Annotated in this window: 16 protein-coding genes; 1 reads left to right on the top strand and 15 read right to left on the bottom strand. The window is 29.4% G+C overall.

Going from position 1 to position 16,932, the window contains the following annotated elements:
• Position 1: 1 nt before the first annotated feature.
• From E2O22_RS04880 to mqnP, 3 genes are read right to left on the bottom strand one after another with little or no spacing between them, the layout of a single operon-like run.
• Complete coding sequence (locus E2O22_RS04880) at positions 2–523, bottom strand: DUF6115 domain-containing protein (protein ID WP_133319486.1); 522 nt, start codon at positions 521–523, stop codon at positions 2–4.
• The gene (locus tag E2O22_RS04875) at positions 516–1,013 is read right to left on the bottom strand and encodes a hypothetical protein (protein ID WP_133319485.1); all 498 of its coding nucleotides are present in this window, start codon (positions 1,011–1,013) and stop codon (positions 516–518) included. Before E2O22_RS04875 ends, E2O22_RS04880 begins: the two co-directional genes overlap by 8 nt.
• Positions 1,010–1,885, bottom strand: a complete 876-nt coding sequence (mqnP, locus tag E2O22_RS04870) for a menaquinone biosynthesis prenyltransferase MqnP (protein ID WP_133319484.1) — start codon at positions 1,883–1,885, stop codon at positions 1,010–1,012. Before mqnP ends, E2O22_RS04875 begins: the two co-directional genes overlap by 4 nt.
• A gap of 69 nt (positions 1,886–1,954) precedes the next feature.
• Here mqnP and miaA point away from each other — a divergent pair, with 69 nt between their 5' ends.
• Positions 1,955–2,839, top strand: coding sequence for a tRNA (adenosine(37)-N6)-dimethylallyltransferase MiaA (gene miaA, locus E2O22_RS04865; RefSeq protein ID WP_133319483.1), 885 nt, complete (start codon positions 1,955–1,957; stop codon positions 2,837–2,839).
• Here the strand turns inward: miaA and E2O22_RS04860 are convergent.
• From E2O22_RS04860 to nuoD, 12 genes are read right to left on the bottom strand one after another with little or no spacing between them, the layout of a single operon-like run.
• A complete protein-coding gene (locus E2O22_RS04860; protein WP_133319482.1) occupies positions 2,822–5,185 on the bottom strand; it encodes a tetratricopeptide repeat protein in 2,364 nt (787 codons plus the stop codon). The genes miaA and E2O22_RS04860 overlap by 18 nt on opposite strands.
• 24 nt (positions 5,186–5,209) lie before the next feature.
• Positions 5,210–6,607 (bottom strand): NADH-quinone oxidoreductase subunit N, encoded by a 1,398-nt coding sequence (locus tag E2O22_RS04855; protein ID WP_133319481.1) that lies wholly within the window; start codon positions 6,605–6,607, stop codon positions 5,210–5,212.
• Positions 6,607–8,079, bottom strand: coding sequence for a complex I subunit 4 family protein (locus E2O22_RS04850; RefSeq protein ID WP_133319480.1), 1,473 nt, complete (start codon positions 8,077–8,079; stop codon positions 6,607–6,609). Before E2O22_RS04850 ends, E2O22_RS04855 begins: the two co-directional genes overlap by 1 nt.
• Position 8,080: 1 nt before the next feature.
• Complete coding sequence (nuoL, locus tag E2O22_RS04845) at positions 8,081–9,883, bottom strand: NADH-quinone oxidoreductase subunit L (protein ID WP_133319479.1); 1,803 nt, start codon at positions 9,881–9,883, stop codon at positions 8,081–8,083.
• The gene (gene nuoK, locus E2O22_RS04840) at positions 9,871–10,182 is read right to left on the bottom strand and encodes an NADH-quinone oxidoreductase subunit NuoK (RefSeq protein ID WP_087699810.1); all 312 of its coding nucleotides are present in this window, start codon (positions 10,180–10,182) and stop codon (positions 9,871–9,873) included. The genes nuoL and nuoK overlap by 13 nt, the downstream gene beginning before the upstream one ends.
• Positions 10,182–10,688, bottom strand: a complete 507-nt coding sequence (locus E2O22_RS04835) for an NADH-quinone oxidoreductase subunit J (RefSeq protein ID WP_133319478.1) — start codon at positions 10,686–10,688, stop codon at positions 10,182–10,184. The genes nuoK and E2O22_RS04835 overlap by 1 nt, the downstream gene beginning before the upstream one ends.
• Positions 10,681–11,313, bottom strand: a complete 633-nt coding sequence (nuoI, locus tag E2O22_RS04830; protein ID WP_133319477.1) for an NADH-quinone oxidoreductase subunit NuoI — start codon at positions 11,311–11,313, stop codon at positions 10,681–10,683. The genes E2O22_RS04835 and nuoI overlap by 8 nt, the downstream gene beginning before the upstream one ends.
• 9 nt (positions 11,314–11,322) lie before the next feature.
• Positions 11,323–12,321, bottom strand: a complete 999-nt coding sequence (gene nuoH / locus E2O22_RS04825) for an NADH-quinone oxidoreductase subunit NuoH (RefSeq protein ID WP_133319476.1) — start codon at positions 12,319–12,321, stop codon at positions 11,323–11,325.
• Positions 12,318–14,771: an NADH-quinone oxidoreductase subunit G gene (locus tag E2O22_RS04820; protein WP_133319475.1), complete on the bottom strand. Its 2,454-nt coding sequence runs from the start codon at positions 14,769–14,771 to the stop codon at positions 12,318–12,320. The genes nuoH and E2O22_RS04820 overlap by 4 nt, the downstream gene beginning before the upstream one ends.
• Positions 14,768–15,484 carry a hypothetical protein gene (locus E2O22_RS04815; protein WP_133319474.1) on the bottom strand — a complete coding sequence of 239 codons (717 nt, stop codon included), beginning with the start codon at positions 15,482–15,484 and terminating at the stop codon, positions 14,768–14,770. The genes E2O22_RS04820 and E2O22_RS04815 overlap by 4 nt, the downstream gene beginning before the upstream one ends.
• Complete coding sequence (locus E2O22_RS04810; protein ID WP_133319473.1) at positions 15,481–15,708, bottom strand: NADH-ubiquinone oxidoreductase subunit E family protein; 228 nt, start codon at positions 15,706–15,708, stop codon at positions 15,481–15,483. Before E2O22_RS04810 ends, E2O22_RS04815 begins: the two co-directional genes overlap by 4 nt.
• Entirely contained in the window at positions 15,705–16,931 is a 1,227-nt protein-coding gene (gene nuoD, locus E2O22_RS04805) for an NADH dehydrogenase (quinone) subunit D (protein WP_133319472.1), read from the bottom strand. The genes E2O22_RS04810 and nuoD overlap by 4 nt, the downstream gene beginning before the upstream one ends.
• Position 16,932: the final 1 nt, after the last annotated feature.

Below are 16,932 nucleotides of genomic sequence, written 5' to 3'. Positions count from 1 at the left end.
TTTATAATAATTTATTAAATTTTAAAATAAGCTCAACCCTGCCCATACCTATACGCAAATCTTTGGCAATTTGCTCTATGGATTTTTTTTGATTAAAAAGTTCGATAACTTTTTGCTCTTCATTATCATAGCTTGGGCTTAATTTTGTAATACTTTGGGTTTTTTGTTCTAAATTTAATAAACGATTTTTTTGCTCACTTTGAAATTCTTCAATTACTTCTTCCACTTCTTTTAAAGCACTTAAAATAGGAATAATATTTTGATTGATTTTTTGTTCTAGCACCTGCAAAAGTTCTTCTTTTAATTCTTCTCTTATGGCTTCAGTGTCTATTTCTTCTTTTTCTTGCTCTTGCTCATCTAAACTTTCTTTTTTTAAATAATGATATTGTTTATTTAAATCTTCTATCATTTTACCAAGCTCATTGATCTTAACAATACTTTCTTTTTCTTTAATCATCATATAAGCAAACATAGCAAAAATTAATAAAGCTACAACTAGCCACAATAATAAATCACTATCCATTTTCTTGCTCCTTTAAAATTTTAATCATTGCTCTTTGCATATTTGCTACAAAATTATCATACACAAGCCCATCTTCTGCTTTTATTTGCGTGATTTTTGCTTCATTCTCATTTAATGCTTTAAAAAAAATACTAATTTTTTGACCATTTAAATTAAATCTAGCATAATAATCTTCATCTTGCATTAAACACCTATCTTTAAATTGAATATGTGTAAAATTTACCCCAATCACAAAAGATTTATATTTTAAATTAACAAATAATTTTGTTTTATTAATATCATTTTTTATCAAATACAATTCTTGCTTTAAATCCATAAGCAAATCAAAAATCAACTGCTCACCCTCGCTAAATTCTACCCTTGAAGCAAGCTTTTTCCATTTGCTTAAATTGACATAATTATTACTTGAAACATATTCTTGCAAAAACTCTTCATATCTTTCTGTGCTCTCTTCAAATTCTAATTCCAAAGAACTTTTAAAAAATTTCATCTCCATAAAAGATCAACCCATATAAAAATAAAAAACACTATACTTAAATACCCATTTAAAGTAAAAAATGCTTTGTCAATTTTTGCAAAATTCTTTCTAACAATGCAGTGCTCAAAAAATAAAATAACAGCACTAACAATCACACCTAAAAATGCAATATTTCCTGTTGGAGCTACCCAAACAAATAAAAACCAAAAAAGCACTGCTAAAACATGACAAAATGCTGAAATAAACAAGGTCGCTTCAAGCCCAAATTTAGCAGGTATAGAGTGCAAGCCTGTCTTTTTATCATACTCCATATCTTGCAAAGCATAAAGTAAATCAAAACCAGCTGTCCAAAAAGTAACACCCAAACACAAAATAACACTATAAATTTCAATACTTCCCAAAACCACAATACTGCCTGCAATAGGAGCAAGTCCTAAGCAAAATCCTAATACTAAATGCGCTAGGGATGAAAATCTTTTAAAGGCTGAATAAATAGCTAAAATAAACAATACCGGCAAAGAAAGAGCAAAGGCTAGTTTGTTGATAAAATAACTTGCCAAAACAAAAATAATAGCATTTAAAATAATAAAAAGTAAAATGCTAGCTTTACCTATACGACCATCGATATTAGGTCTATTTGCACATCTTGGATTGTTTTTATCAATGTCCTCATCCATCAAACGATTGATTGCCATTGCAAAATTTCTTGCACTTACCGCGCAAATAACACCCAAAAACAAAGCTTTAAAACCAAACCAAGTGCTATCATTTAAAATAACAGAAGCTACAATCATAGAAACAAACAAAAATGGTAAAGCAAAAATAGAATGCTTAAAAACAATCAAGTCCAAAATATCTTTTAATTTTTCTTTTAATAAAGGCATTTTTTCTCTTTATAATATATTTTTGTTATGATTTTACTAAAATAATTTTAAATTTAGGATATTTTTACGATGTTTTTTGAATTTGCTCTTATTGGAACTACTGCAAGTGGCAAAACAGAACTTGCTAACAAACTAGCTTATGAATTTAATGCAAGCATTTTAAGCCTTGATAGTCTTTGCGTGTATAAACAAATCAACATCGCTTCAGCCAAAACAGAGCAAAAAACCTTAGATGAGCTTGATTATTTTGGCATAAATTTATTAAATGTCAATGAGCATTTTAACATTGCTTTATTTTTTGAAGAATACAAAAAAGCAAAAGCCTTTGCTCAAAAAAACAATCAAATGCTTATCATCACAGGTGGAACTAGTTTTTATTTAAAAGCTTTAATGGATGGCTTGAGTGAAAATTTCAAAGAAAGTCAAAGCACGCTAAGTAATGATGAAATTTATCATTTAATGATAAAAATTGATCCACATACCAAAATAGAAAAAAACGACACCTATCGCTTAAAAAAATGGCTTGGAATTTATGAGCAAACTAATAAAATCCCAAGCGAAGTTTTAAAAGAAACAAAACAAGAAGCTTTAATTAAAAAACTTGATATTTTTGAAATTTCTTGGCAAAAAGATCTTTTGGAAAAACGCATTATTAAACGCACTAAAAATATGCTTGATGAGGGTTTAATAGATGAAGCTAAAATGCTATATAGTAACTACGATCATCATTTAAAAGCACTAAATTCCATAGGCTTAAAAGAATGTAAAGATTTTTTAGATAAAAAAATAAATTTAAACGAGCTTGAAGAACTCATCATCATTCACACAAGACAACTTGCCAAAAGACAAAGAACTTTTAATAAAAAATTCAACAAAGAAATTTTAGATTTTCAAAACGCTTATGAAAATTTAAAAGCTTATGTTTTAAAAAAAACATCAAAGCTGAGTGTTTAAGACATTTAATTTATCTTTACATAAATTTTGCCAATTGCTTGTTGTGTTAATATCTATACAATTTTGCAAACTTTGCTTTTGATTTTGTACATCTTTTAAATCTTCATAAATATTGCTTTGCATATAAAAAGCTCTTGCGCGCTCATCATCTTTTAAAGGATTAGCAAGCAAATCTTTAAACAAAGTTAAGGCTTGTCGAGCTTGATTGTTTTGTTTTAAGGCTTTGATATAGATAAATTCTAAATCCGGACTAAAAAGATTTACTCCTTTTAAATTTTGATAATCAATAGCCTTTGGAGCATAAGTTAAAATACTTGTTAGAAAATTATTTTTTTCACAATAACGCAAAAACTCATAATATAATTCCACCATACGATAATTCATAGGAAATTGCTCTAGTTTTTGCAAAGTTCTTATCATAGCATTATAATCTTGCAATTTAAGTTCAGCAAAAAATTTAATATAATTTGCTTCAAATTTTTCATCATCGCTAATAATAGTTCTTGTATTTAAAATATCATTAATTGTTTTTACAACAAAACGATAACGCTTATCTTTAAGCGCTAAATCAGCACTTTGAAGTTTATAAAAAATAATATCATCATTTTCATTTTCAACTATATATTTTTTAGCTTCTTCTATACGAGTAGTACGCTTAAAGCATTCAAGCATTTGTTTTTTATTTTGTATTTTATTTCCCACATCATAGACCTTAAAATCATCATATATTTTAACAGCAGCTAAGCACTCATCATTTTTTAAATTTTGTTCTAAAACTAAAATAGCAGCTTGTTCTAAAAGATTTTTGATTTCTTTGTTGGAATATTTTTCTATGTCTTTTTGATAACTTACAACTTTTTCATAATTTTTTTCTTGAAAATATAATCTCACATTATCAAATAAAGCCATACTAGAAATTTCTCCAGCATACTTTTGCATGATCTCTTCATATCTTTGATGTAAAAAACTTGCATTATTATCTTTTAAATATAAGAAATTTTTATCTTGAGCTTCTTTTATTAAACTCACATATTCACCCAAAGGAAAATCTTCTGTGTAAAGATCTAAATACTTTTGAGCTTTAGTATGTTCATTTGCATTTAACAAAGCCAAAGAAAGATCTTTTAATACTCTTTCATATTCCTTATCGACTTTAGTCAAATGCGTAAAAATATACTCATAAATTTTAGAACTTAAATCATAAATTCTATGATTACTAAAAGCCTTAGCTAAAGATAAAGAATTTTCTAAATCACTCATAAAAAATTCAGGATTTGACTCTAAAATTTTACTTGCTAACTCCTTGGCTTCTTTTGTATTTTGCGCTTCTAAATAATTTTTAGACAAAAATAAAGCAGCCCTACTAGCTAAATCTGCATTCGGAGTAGAATAATATACATCTTGATAAATATTATTTGCTATATTTTTTTTACCCAAATGATATAAATAATCTGCATAATCAAGTAAAGCTATTATAGTATATTTATCGTCTTTATGCTCAGTACTTAAAGTATCAATAATATAATCAACATTAGACCTTTGAGATAAGCCCATATAAACTCTCATCATGATATACATTACTTCCGTATAATCTTTATCATTAATATAAGTTCTCACCCATCTTTTAGCATCATCTAGCATTTGCTCTAAAATTTGTTGATCTTTATCAAGCTCATAGGTATAAAGCTTATTTTGCGCTCTTAATTTATAAAGCTCAAATTCATTCATAAATACACTACCTTGATAACGCTTAATAGCATTAACAGCATCTCGTAAAACTTGATCGTATTTTTTGGCTTCATATTCTTGTTTGATATTAAAATATGCATTAAAATCTGCACTTTTTGAAGTTTCCATAGGATTAGAATTTAAATCCAATGCTCCAATATAAGGCATTAATGCATCATCAAAATAAATATCAAAATCAAGTCCATCGCTAGGTTTATAATACCTTAAATCCTTAGTAAAAATAAACACAAAATGTTTAGAAGTATCTCCATTTTGACTTTGAATTTCTTTAGCATTAAAAATATCTTGAGAATAATTAAACATTTTAGCTAAAATTTTAGGATATATTTTAATTGTCAAAAAAGTTTGGTGTTTTTCAAAATAAATTGTAAAATCATCAAATTCTTTATTTTGAAATTGCATATTACTAACGCCCAAAACATTACACTCAAAATGAGTTTTTTCAAATTCAAAAATACTCTTGCAAGTAAAATCTTTATTATCTTTTAAATGCAAAAGTGTAAAGGGACGATTTTGTTCTTCCCCTTTATTAACAATAACCTCAAAAGAAAATATATAATTTATGCTTAATAATAATAAAAATAAAATCCTTATCATGAGCGTGATTATAGCAATATTATTTCACAAAAGCAAAAACGCACATGATAAGCTTCCGATAAAACATAAACTTAAAATAATCTTTTGCTTAATATCTAAATTTATACTCTTTATAGATTGACTTTTTTTAAAAAAGATATAAATTAAAATTTTCAAATAAGCATAAAGCATGATCATGGAACTTAAAGCTATAGCAAATATAAGCACATAATAGCCTGAATTTAAAATAGAAGCTAAAATTAAAATTTTACCCCAAAAAATCCCAAAAGGTGGAATTCCTGCTATACATAAAATAAACATAGCTAATATTATAGATAATACGGGTCTTTGATCAAATAAGCCAGAAAAACTTTCAAATGAGCTTTTTTGAAATAAACTTAAGATTAAAAAAATTCCATAGTTTGCAAAAGCAAAAGAAACCCAATAAACGAACAAGGCAAAAATTGAAAGCAGGTAAGAAGTTCCATCTCCTTGAGAACTCACACTCATACTAGAAACAATAACAGCCAATATAAAAGAAGAATGAGTAATAGAGCTATATGCAAGCATTTTTTTTGCATCTTTTTGAATTAAAGCTACTATGCTTACAGCAAGCATAGAAAAAATTGCTAATGATGCGACTATGTATTCAAATTTTACTCCACCGCCTAAAGCAGAAAAAATTCTTAAAACTACTATTATCATAGCAATTTTTGGAACAATAGATATGAAAGCTATAAAATTTGTATGAACTCCACAATATACATCTTTTAGCCAAAAATGAAAAGGAGCGATAGAAAGTTTTACTCCAACAATAACCAAAAACATTACTCCAGCACATAATAATATAGGATCTGAAATATATTCAGAATGCAATAAATTATCCAAATCCAAAGACTTTGTTTTTAAATACACAAAAGCACAAGCAAAAACAAAAAATCCAGCCCCTACTGCAGCTAAGGCAAAATATTTTATGCTAGAACTAATAGCATTATGAGTTCCTCTTAATGCTATTAATGTATAAAGAGCTAAAGAAGATCCTTCTAAAGCTAGGAAAATCACAATCAAATTAGTACTTGAAACCATTAATATTAAGGAAGCAACCATAAACAAAAATAAAGAAAAAAATTCTGCTCTTTGCTCATCTTTGTCTATAAGCAAATAAAGCATAGAAAAAAACAAAATAATTATTTGTGCAAAAATTGCATAATTATCGCTTACAAATAAACCAAAAAAAGCATGAGAATCATCTAAAACAAAACCATTATAAAGCAATAAAAAACACAAAGTGCTAAGCAAAGCTATAACACTTGCTCCTATATAAAAATTTCTAGAAAGTTTTTTAAACGCACTCAATAAAAGTAATGCAATAGCCCAAAAAAGCAATGACAACACAGGAAATAATAATACAAAATTTAATTTTTCTAAACTAAAACCACTCATTAAAAACCTCTTATACTATCTATGATTTTTTGATTTTCTATGGCGATATTTCTTGTTTGCATAACTTCAAGAATACTATTTACATTAGAAGCAATTTGATCTAGCATAGCACTTGGAGCTACCCCTAAATAAATCACTAATGCACTTAAAATACTTAAAACAAAAATTTCACCTTTTTTAAGCGTAAATTTACTGCACACTTCTTCTTCGCAAGTAGTAAAAAACATATTTCTATAAATATTTAGCATATAAATAGCTCCTAAAACGATTACACCGCCTGCAAATAATGCATACCATAAATTTACACTTGCCACACCTTGCAAGATCAAAAACTCACCTACAAAGGAAATAGTCAAAGGTAATGAAATAGATGAAAACAACAATACTGCAAAGAAAAAGCTAAATAATGGGGCTGTTTTAGCTAAATTTTTATAAAAGTCTAAATCAAAAGTATGATATCTTTTGTAAAGCATATAAGCGGCTAAAAATAAGCCACCTGTTACTATACCATGTGCAAACATATAAAATACAGAACCACTAACCCCATTATAAGTAAAAGTTACGATGCCTAAAATTACCACGCCCAAATGCGAAATTGAGCTATAAGCAATTAATTCTTTTAAATCCTTGGCTTTAAAAGCAATTAAGGCTGCATATAAAATTCCAACTATACATAAAATAGCAAGTAAAGAATAATAATGATTCAAAGTATCAGGCGCTAAAGGCAAAATAAATCTTAAAAATCCAAAAGGTGCCATTTTAAAGCTTACAAGCATTACAGATACTAAAGTCGGACTTTTGGCATAAACCTTTGGAGCCCAAGTATGAAAAGGAAATAAAGGACTTTTAATCGCAAAAGCAATAAAAAATCCTACAAATATTAGATTTTGTGCATTCTCAGGTATAAAAAATTCACTCTTATACCAAGCTAACAAATCAAAACTCCAATATCCAAAACTTTGATAATACAAAAATCCCACATAAATAATAGCTAAAAGCATAAGCATAGAACCGCAAAATGCATAAATGAAAAATTTAATCCCTGCCTTATAATTATCTGAATATCTACCTATTAAATAAATAAGCGGTATAAGAGAAAACTCCCAAAATACATAAAACAATAAAGCATCCAATGAAGCAAAAAGTCCTACAATGCAAAATTGTAATAAAAATATACTTATTACAACACTTTTATCTTGAATATCCAAACATATAAAAGATAAAAAAATCATAATAGAACAAAGTAATATTAAATAAAGCGCTATAGCATCTACACCTATGTGAAAATTAACTATCAAAGAATTTAAACTAAATTCATAAGCCATGCCACCATCGTAGTTAAATAACAAAAAAACATTAAAAACTAAAATCAAAAAACTAACTAAAACAGCAAAGGATTTGCTATCTTCTTTTTGTAAAAATAAAGCTATAAAAGCCGCAAAAAATGGAAATAACATTAATAAACCAAGCATATTACACCGCCAAAGCTAAACAAAATAAACACACAAAAGCCAAAACTACAATTCTTAAAGCCAAAGAATAATCCTTACCCATACTAAGAACCCTAGCAAATGTTTTAAGGAAAAATGCAATACTATCTACCAAAGCATCTAAAATTTCTTTATCAGCTTTTCTTAAAAATTCACAAAATAAAGCATACTTACTAACAATAAATTGATGATAAAATTTTGGTATGTAGTATTCATTAAACAAAAGTTTGTAAATACTTGTTTTAGAAAGTGATGGTTTAAACCAATTTTTCCAATAAGCTATGATAGCTAAAAGCACTCCAAGTACCGCAGAAACACTTGCAAGTATCATAACTAAAGAATTTTGACCATCAATAAAAGCTAAATTTTTACTTACAAAATCCATAAAGCTATGCTCAAAAAATCCTGCTATAATAGCAAGTAAAGCCAAAGGACTCATCGCAAGCAAAGCTATTTTACTAGCTTCATGGGGATGTTCTTCATGTCTTTTTGGAGCAAAAAATACAAGCATTAAAAGTCTAAAACTATAAAAAGCTGTCATAAAAGCTGCTATTAAAAGTACTAAAAAAATTCCATGATGATGGCTTATAAAAGAAAATCCTAAAATTAAATCTTTAGAGAAAAATCCTGCAAAAGGATAAATTCCTGCTAAAGCTAAAGAACCTATGAGCATTAAAATAGCACTAAAACGCATACTTTTATAAAGTCCACCCATTTTACTAATGTCAAGCTTATCATTCATAGCATGCATAACATTACCTGCACCTAAGAATAATAAAGATTTAAAAAATGCATGAGTTGCAAGATGAAATAAAGCTATTGCATAAGCTCCAAGACCTGCTGCTACAAACATATACCCAAGTTGAGAAAGCGTCGAATATGCAATAATTCTTTTTAAATCTTTAGCTACCATAGCCATAGAAGCAGCAAAAAGCGCTACAAAAGCTCCAAGTATAGCGATAAAATACCCTACTTCAGGAACTTGTAAATAAAGCTCCCCTGCGCGAATTACCAAATAAACTCCCGCAGTAACCATAGTAGCAGCATGGATTAGAGCTGAAACTGGCGTAGGTCCTGCCATAGCATCAGCAAGCCAAGTATGGAAAGGAAATTGTGCTGATTTACCCATAGCACCTACAAAAAGTAAAAGTGCTATTAAAATCAAAATCACATCATTTTCATGCCCTAAAGATAAAAGGGTAAAAAATTCATCATATTTTAAAGAGTTAAATTCTATATAAATTAAGAAAATTCCTAAAAGCAAAGCCAAATCTGCAATTCTATTCATGATAAATGCTTCATTAGCAGCAAAAGTGTATTTTTCATTATGATACCAAAAACCTATCAAAAGCCATGAGCAAAGTCCAACACCTTCCCAACCTATGAAAAGTCCTAAGAAATTATCACTCATAATCAAAAACATCATAGAAAAAACAAAAAGTCCCAAATAGCTAAAATAGCGATTAAACCCTTCATCATGCTCCATATAAAATATACTATATAAATGCACAAAAGTCGCTACTATACTTACCACATTCATCATAATCAAAGTAATAGAGTCTATTTTAAAACCAAAACTAACATCTACTAAAGATATCCAAGTACCAAGTTCAAAATTAAAATGTACTCCATTATTTAATAAAACAATTGAAGCAAGAGCTGAAAAAGCTATAAATAAAGAAGCTAAATAACCTAAAATAATTTTCTTAGCACTAAAAGCAAAAATACCTAAAATAACAGCTGAAGCCAAAGGAGAAAAAAGTGCAATTAAAGCTAAATTTTGCATTTTATCTCTCCTTTTTCAGCCAAAGAGCTAAGCTCTAGTGTTCCTGTTTTTCTATACCATAAAACACAAAGCGCTATCCCAACAGCTACTTCACAAGCTGCAACTCCCATTACAAATAAAGCAAAAATTTGACCTTCTATGTCTTTATGAGAAGCTCCTGCTGTAACTAAAGCCAAATTAGCAGCATTTAATAAAATTTCACTTGAAATAAAAAGCATAATTAAATTTTGGCGTTTTATGATACCTATTAGACCAATGATAAACATCAAAATAGCCACAATGTAGTATTTTTCTAACATCATTGTTCGTCCTTTTTTATATTTTTTTGAGTAAGTGCTATAGCACAAATTAAAGCTATTAAAAGTAAAATTGCCATAAATTCAAAAGCAAGCATATATTTTGTAAATAGAGCAAAGCCTATTTGCTGAGTAGAATCAAGACTATAAACTTCACTAGTTTCATTTAAACCAAACTCATATCCCATAATAATACTAACTAATAAAACAGCACTAAAAATCACGGCAAAAATGAAGATTCTTTTACCTTTTAAACTTTCTTTTACTTTTATAGAAGCATCAAAAAACATCATAGCAAAACTATAAAGACCTAAAATAGCTCCACTGTAAACAATTATTTGAATTGCTCCAATAAATTCAGCATTAAGTAAAAAATAAAATCCACTTAAAAAAACCATAGCCGCAGCCAAAGAACTGATAGCATAAAGCACGCTAGTGCTTAAAACACTAATTAAAAAAAATCCCAACACCAAAACACTTAATAAACAAAAAGCTATCGTTTCAAACATTTTCTTCCTTTGGAGCATCTTGCTGTCTTTGCAAATCTATCTCATAATAATTTGGAGTTTTCTTTACTAAATCATCAGCATCTTTTCTTAAACTACCACTTCCCTCAAACACTACTTGATTTTTAAGCTCATCGATAGGAGTTAAAAAATCTTCCTTTTGACCAAAATAAGATCTTTGCTCTGCGGCATTTTCATATTCTTTACCATGCACAATGGCAAGTTCAGGACAAACATCAGCGCAAAATCCACAATAAATACAACGCCCTAAATTAATACTATAATTTTCGACCTTTTTGCGTCCATCTTCGCTTAAACTCGTTTCCATTCTTATACAATTACTAATGCAAATTTTTTCACACAAGCCACAACCAATACAACATTCATTTTCACTTTCAATAAAACGCATCAAACGATGAACTGCACGATATCTATCATCTAAAGCAACTTTTTCCATAGGATATTTAATCGTTGCGCTATTGTTTTTTTTAAACATTTCTCTTAATACGACAAATAAACCTACAAAAAGCTCTGTATTTAAAGAACGCTTGATTACTTGTATGAATTTTTCATAAGTATTTTGAGGATTTTTACGCTCAAAATCTACTTTAAAATAACCTTTTTTCATTGTTTTTTCCTATATCACAAGTACTAAAGCACTAATTAATAAATTTAAAACCGCTAAAGGTATTAAAATCAAATAACACATTCTCATTACTTGATCAGGACGCAGTTGCGGAAAAGCACCTCTAGCCCAAAAATACCAAAAGAACACAAAAGACACTTTCAAAAGCATCATAATAGCCCCTGGTATAATCCAAAAATCATTAAATCCACCCAAAAATAAAAGCGATATCATAATCGCTCCGGTAATCATGGCTGTATATTCTCCGATAAAAAACATACCCCATCTAAGTCCGCTATATTCAGTGCCATAACCTGAAACAAGTTCGGTTTCGTTTTCACTTAAACAAAGTGGAGTTCTATTAGTTTCTATAAAAATAGCTATCACAAATAAAATAAAAGCTAAAGGTTGTTTAAAAATAAGCCAAGAAAGTATGCCATCACTTTGATAGTTATTAATATCTACTAAAGACAAAGATCCAACAAGCATTACAACACACACCAAAGAAAGCCCTGCAACGCTCTCATAAGAGATAATAGAAACAAGCCCTCTTGCCCCGCCTAGCAGCGACCATTTATTATTACTTGCTAAACCTCCTAAAAAAATCGCATAAAAACTAACTCCACCCATACCTACAACAAAAAGCAAGGCTACATTAATATCAGCGATAATAGGACGAATCACTCTACCAAATAAAGTAAATTCAGGAAAAATAGGTATAGCTGCAATTGCTACAAAAGCACAAATTGCTGCAATCAATGGAGCAATTAAAAATACCACTTTTTGAGCATAAGTTGGCACTATATCCTCTTTAGTAAAAAGTTTAATCATATCAGCAACTACCTGAAGCAATCCAAAAGGACCTACCATATCAGGCCCTAAACGACGATGAAATAAAGCCAAAGCCTTTCTTTCAAGATAAGTTGCCAAGCCTGCTAAAGTAGCAAAAATAGCTATAACAAGCACACATTTTATAATTGTTTCTACAATAAAAAAAGTAATATCACTCATATTTTAGCTCCTGCTTTTTCAAGCCAAACTTTTACATATCGAGTATTATCAAATAAAGATTTATAATCAATCTTACTATCATAATCCCCTAAATACGCACCATTTTCTAAAGATTCATCACATTTTACACTTATAGCAATTTGAGTTTTTTCATTTTTTAAAATAACACTATCATCTTGGTTTAAATCAAATTTTTGCATTAAATCAGACGATAAAAATAAAGCTCCAACCTCATTAAAAGCTCTATTACTAAGCTTTGAAAACTGATGAATGCTATTTGCATGATATAAAGTTAAATTTCCTTCATTTTGCTCTTTAACTTCTTGAATGCTTAATGTTTTTTCAAACTCAAAATGGGAAAAATCAAGCTCATAACCTCTATGATTTACCCCACCATTATCATAATGATTTTCTAACTCATCAAAGTCAATTACCCTAAAGCCTTTATTTTGTGGTAAAAATTTAGTATAGTTGATCGTAAATTCTTCATCAAAACCTAAGGCATTTGCCAAATCATTTAAAAAATAACCTTTAAATTCTAAAGCCGCATTTGTAGGAACTAATCTTTTATCATAATTTACAAAGCTACCTTCTTGTTGATTTAAACTAGAACTTGCAAGATCAAAATGCCCATCATAAGAAAAAGTAAAATCGCCTTTTTCGTTATAACCTAATGTTTTTCCTGCTTGAAAATCTTGACTTAAATCACAAATTAAACTCACACCTAAGGTATTAGTGCAAGTTGGATTTAAAAAGACTTTAAATTCAGTATATTTTTGCACCAAAGCACAAAGTTTTGCTAGCTTGGCACTTTGCTCATCATAGTAAAAATCACTTCCTATAATAAGTGTAAATTTTTGCTTTTTTGCGAGTAAAGTTTCTAAAATATCCTCATCTATGCCAAGATTTTTCGCATAATTTGATCTTTGCACCTCTATGCTTTTTTTAATTTTTTTAGGCACAAGTTTTTTAACTTCTTCTATAATAGTTTCGCCATTTTCATTTTGCTTTTCTATCTTTTCAGTAACTTCTTCATTAATAGTTTCTTCTATTTCTTTTGTATCTTGATAATATGCATTTTCTAATGTGTTTTTAAAATCCTGCGAAAGCTCTTTGGCAAATTTTTGCAAGATAAATAATAAAATACTTTCATTATCTTTAATATCATGATTAATCTGCAAGAAATTTTTAGAATATTTATCCACGCCTTTATCTTTTATAGGGTGAAAATATAGCCCTGCACCTTTATTCATTACCAAAGCGTTATTAACTTTATATCCTAGCGTTGGCGCATCATAGCGTAAAAACGAACCTACGATGATTAAAAAATCACTTTGAGTGATATCGTCTGTATTTGCATTATATATTGCATTTGCATTTTGATAAAAACAAGCTAGGAAATCTTGGAATTTTTTAGCTTCATGATTTATAAGATTAAGATTAAATTTTTTACTTAAATTTTGCAAGATTAAAGCTTCTTCGTTAGTAATAAAACTATTAAATAAAATATTTTTTATTTCATTATTTTTTATCATATTTACTAGTTTTTCAAAAGCTTTTTCGTCTTTACCTTGAACTTCATTTTGGGTATTAAAACCATATCTTGCAGCTTTATTTAGCGTAGCAAAAGCAAAATCATTACTCACTCTATAAATTTTTTCTTTTTGATTATTAATACTAGTTTGTTTAATATCATAATACATCAACTCACAATCACTTGAATGCGGATTACTAGCTGGAATTTTCTTTAACTCCCAAGCATTAGATGTATATTGAAAAGCCGAACCCACCAAAGCTCCCGTTGGACATACACTTGTACATTCTCCACAAAAAGAACAATCAAGCATATCGCCACCACTTGGCGCAATTAAACTCTTTTGAAATTTAGTCCAAATAGCTAGCGCATCTTTACTCATACTTTCTTTAAAGCTTGCATCGGGCGCGCTTGCTCCTCTTGGAGTAGTTTTTAAAGCGCTTTCTCCTATTTTATCTTTACAAACTGTAATACATCTTTCACACACGATACATAAAGCTGGATCATAATTAATCTCGCCCCATTTTTTATGCTCTTTATGGGTATCTTTAATCCAATAATTTTGCACATTTACTCTTGCTTTGTGTGTAAAGTTTTGAAGCTCACACTCACCGGATTTATCACATACCCCACATTGTAAAGGGTGGTTGATGCAATATGCTTGCATGATAGCATTACGCTCATCCCATAAATTTGATAAATCACTCTCTACTACCATACCTTCTTTAACTTTAGTATTGCAAGAATAAACCTTTTTACCATCAGCTTCTACCATACACATACGACAAGCAAGTGTTGGAGAACAACCATTTAAATAACAAATTGCAGGAATGAAAATATCATTTTTTCTTGCGACATTTAAGATATACTCACCCTCATTTGCCTCACATTCTATACCATTAATGATAACTTTCATTTTATAACCTTAACTTGAGCTTTTGAAAAAGCAAAATCAGCGCTTTCATAATCAAACAAAGCCACCGTGCCTTTCAAATCATGATTGATTTTTACTATAGTTGTAAATTCTTGAGTGTTTATTTTTAAATTAATTTTATCCTCATCCTTAACCTTAGCAATTAAAGCAAAGGAAGAAGAGCAATGCAAATTTTTGTCTCCCAAAGGTGCTTGCATGATAATAGTTCCATCAAAATTATCAAGTTCTAAAAGCTCACTAAAAGAATTTTGTATTGATAAATTTTCTTCATTTTCATTAGAGCAAATTAGCAAAAGATTAAATTTATGACAAAGTTTTTCTAAAAAATACTTAATATTTTCAAAATCTTTATGTTGATATAAATTTTCATCAAAAATAATACATTTTGCTTCTTTTAAAAACTCTAAAATCTCTAAAGCTTCTTCTTCACCAAAGCAAGATTCAGCACTTAAATACCCCTCATCAAATTCGTCAAATTCAGTCTCCAAGCTCATCTTACAAAGCAAAGCAAGCACGAAAGGCACACTTGCAATCTCACATTTATAAAAGTTTGCTTTTAAATTTTTATCCTCTAAACAAGAAATATTATAATTTTTACTTTTGTTAAGCTTAGCGCAAAGTGAAGGATTTTTTAAAGAAAGCAAATCCACAAAACACAAAGCATTTAAGCCTTCTTGATATTTTGCTAATTTCATTGTCCTACCTTTTTAAAAACTATAGTCCAATCTACTTGATTAAATTTTAAAGAATTTAAAAGTTCACAATTTTGCTCTTTTATGAAAGCAAAACTTTTTTCTACATTAGAAAAATCTCCTATTTCAAATAAAACTACTAAAACTTCACCCATGTAAGAATTTTGAATGATTTGTTCTAAATCCTTAAACAAATCTTGACTTTTTCTTAAATCCACGCGTCTCATCGGTCTATCTCGCCTAAAACTATATTAATACTTCCTAAAATTGCCACTGCATCAGCCAAATATGATCCAACAAGCATTTCTTCTAAAAATGCACAATGAAAAAAGCTTGGGGTTCTAGCTCTTAATCTATATGGCCTGCCGCTACCATCTGAGTGGATAAAAAATCCAAGTTCGCCTTTTGGACTTTCAGTTGGCACATACACCTCTCCTTTTGGTGGTTTTAGACCTTGGGTTACTAGGACAAAATGTTGCATAAGAGAATAATTTTGCGTCATGATTTGCTCTTTTGAAGCACTTACATACTCAGGATGATTGCATAAAATTTCAGGCGGAGTATCTTGATAAAGCTTAGCACATTGAACTAAAATTTTTAAACTTTCTCTAAATTCTTGCATATAAACCTTATATCTTGCATAAGAATCACCCATTTTGGCCACAGGCACGCCAAAATCTACCTCATCATAAAGCAAATAAGGCTCTTCTTTTCTAACATCATAAGCAATACCACTTCCTCTTAGCATAACCCCACTACAACCCCAACTTAGCGCTTGTTCTTTGCTTACAACTCCTACATTTTCAGTTCTTGCGCGCCAAATTCTATTATCATCAAGCAAAGCTTCATAATCTTTTATATCATTTGGAAATTTATTACAAAATACCAAAAGTTCATCTAAAAAACCTTCAGGTAAATCAAGCATTACCCCGCCTATTCTCATAGATGAATGCGTAAGTCTTGCCCCGCAATATTTTTCTATTAGATCAAGTACATACTCACGCTCTCTAAAGCAGTATAAAAATACTGTCATCGCACCAATATCAAGCGCATGTGTAGCAAGCCATAACAAATGCGAAGCAATACGGTTTAACTCAAGTAAAATCATCCTTATCACACTTGCTCTGCGTGGAATTTCCAAACCACAAAGTTTTTCCACAGCAGCTACATAGGCATAATTATTTGCACTAGCTGCGATATAATCCATTCTATCAGTAGTTGGGATAAACTCTTGATAGATCATATTTTCAGCCATTTTTTCCATACCACGATGCATATAACCTATACAAGGAGCAGCCTTGGTGATTTCTTCTCCATCAAGCTCTAAAATAAGGCGTAAATTTCCATGAGCACTTGGATGTTGAGGGCCAAGATTTACTATCATGGTGCCATCTTCACGCTCAAAGCTTATATTTTCATAATAAGGTTTTAATTTAGTAGAAATTTGCATT

It is taken from the genome of Campylobacter lari (assembly GCF_004357905.1).
In the GTDB taxonomy this organism is placed as follows: domain Bacteria; phylum Campylobacterota; class Campylobacteria; order Campylobacterales; family Campylobacteraceae; genus Campylobacter_D; species Campylobacter_D lari_D.
Note: the sequence above shows the minus strand (reverse complement) of the source record. Positions and strands in the feature narration are given on the sequence as shown.

Bases quoted from the DNA above. Each gene is read 5' to 3' on its own strand.
- E2O22_RS04880 (WP_133319486.1), bottom strand. From the start codon at position 523: ATGGATAGTGATTTATTATTGTGGCTAGTTGTAGCTTTATTAATTTTT.
- E2O22_RS04875 (WP_133319485.1), bottom strand. From the start codon at position 1,013: ATGAAATTTTTTAAAAGTTCTTTGGAATTAGAATTTGAAGAGAGCACA.
- mqnP (WP_133319484.1), bottom strand. From the start codon at position 1,885: ATGCCTTTATTAAAAGAAAAATTAAAAGATATTTTGGACTTGATTGTT.
- miaA (WP_133319483.1), top strand. From the start codon at position 1,955: ATGTTTTTTGAATTTGCTCTTATTGGAACTACTGCAAGTGGCAAAACA.
- E2O22_RS04860 (WP_133319482.1), bottom strand. From the start codon at position 5,185: ATGATAAGGATTTTATTTTTATTATTATTAAGCATAAATTATATATTT.
- E2O22_RS04855 (WP_133319481.1), bottom strand. From the start codon at position 6,607: ATGAGTGGTTTTAGTTTAGAAAAATTAAATTTTGTATTATTATTTCCT.
- E2O22_RS04850 (WP_133319480.1), bottom strand. From the start codon at position 8,079: ATGCTTGGTTTATTAATGTTATTTCCATTTTTTGCGGCTTTTATAGCT.
- nuoL (WP_133319479.1), bottom strand. From the start codon at position 9,883: ATGCAAAATTTAGCTTTAATTGCACTTTTTTCTCCTTTGGCTTCAGCT.
- nuoK (WP_087699810.1), bottom strand. From the start codon at position 10,182: ATGTTAGAAAAATACTACATTGTGGCTATTTTGATGTTTATCATTGGT.
- E2O22_RS04835 (WP_133319478.1), bottom strand. From the start codon at position 10,688: ATGTTTGAAACGATAGCTTTTTGTTTATTAAGTGTTTTGGTGTTGGGA.
- nuoI (WP_133319477.1), bottom strand. From the start codon at position 11,313: ATGAAAAAAGGTTATTTTAAAGTAGATTTTGAGCGTAAAAATCCTCAA.
- nuoH (WP_133319476.1), bottom strand. From the start codon at position 12,321: ATGAGTGATATTACTTTTTTTATTGTAGAAACAATTATAAAATGTGTG.
- E2O22_RS04820 (WP_133319475.1), bottom strand. From the start codon at position 14,771: ATGAAAGTTATCATTAATGGTATAGAATGTGAGGCAAATGAGGGTGAG.
- E2O22_RS04815 (WP_133319474.1), bottom strand. From the start codon at position 15,484: ATGAAATTAGCAAAATATCAAGAAGGCTTAAATGCTTTGTGTTTTGTG.
- E2O22_RS04810 (WP_133319473.1), bottom strand. From the start codon at position 15,708: ATGAGACGCGTGGATTTAAGAAAAAGTCAAGATTTGTTTAAGGATTTA.
- nuoD (WP_133319472.1), bottom strand. From the start codon at position 16,931: ATGCAAATTTCTACTAAATTAAAACCTTATTATGAAAATATAAGCTTT.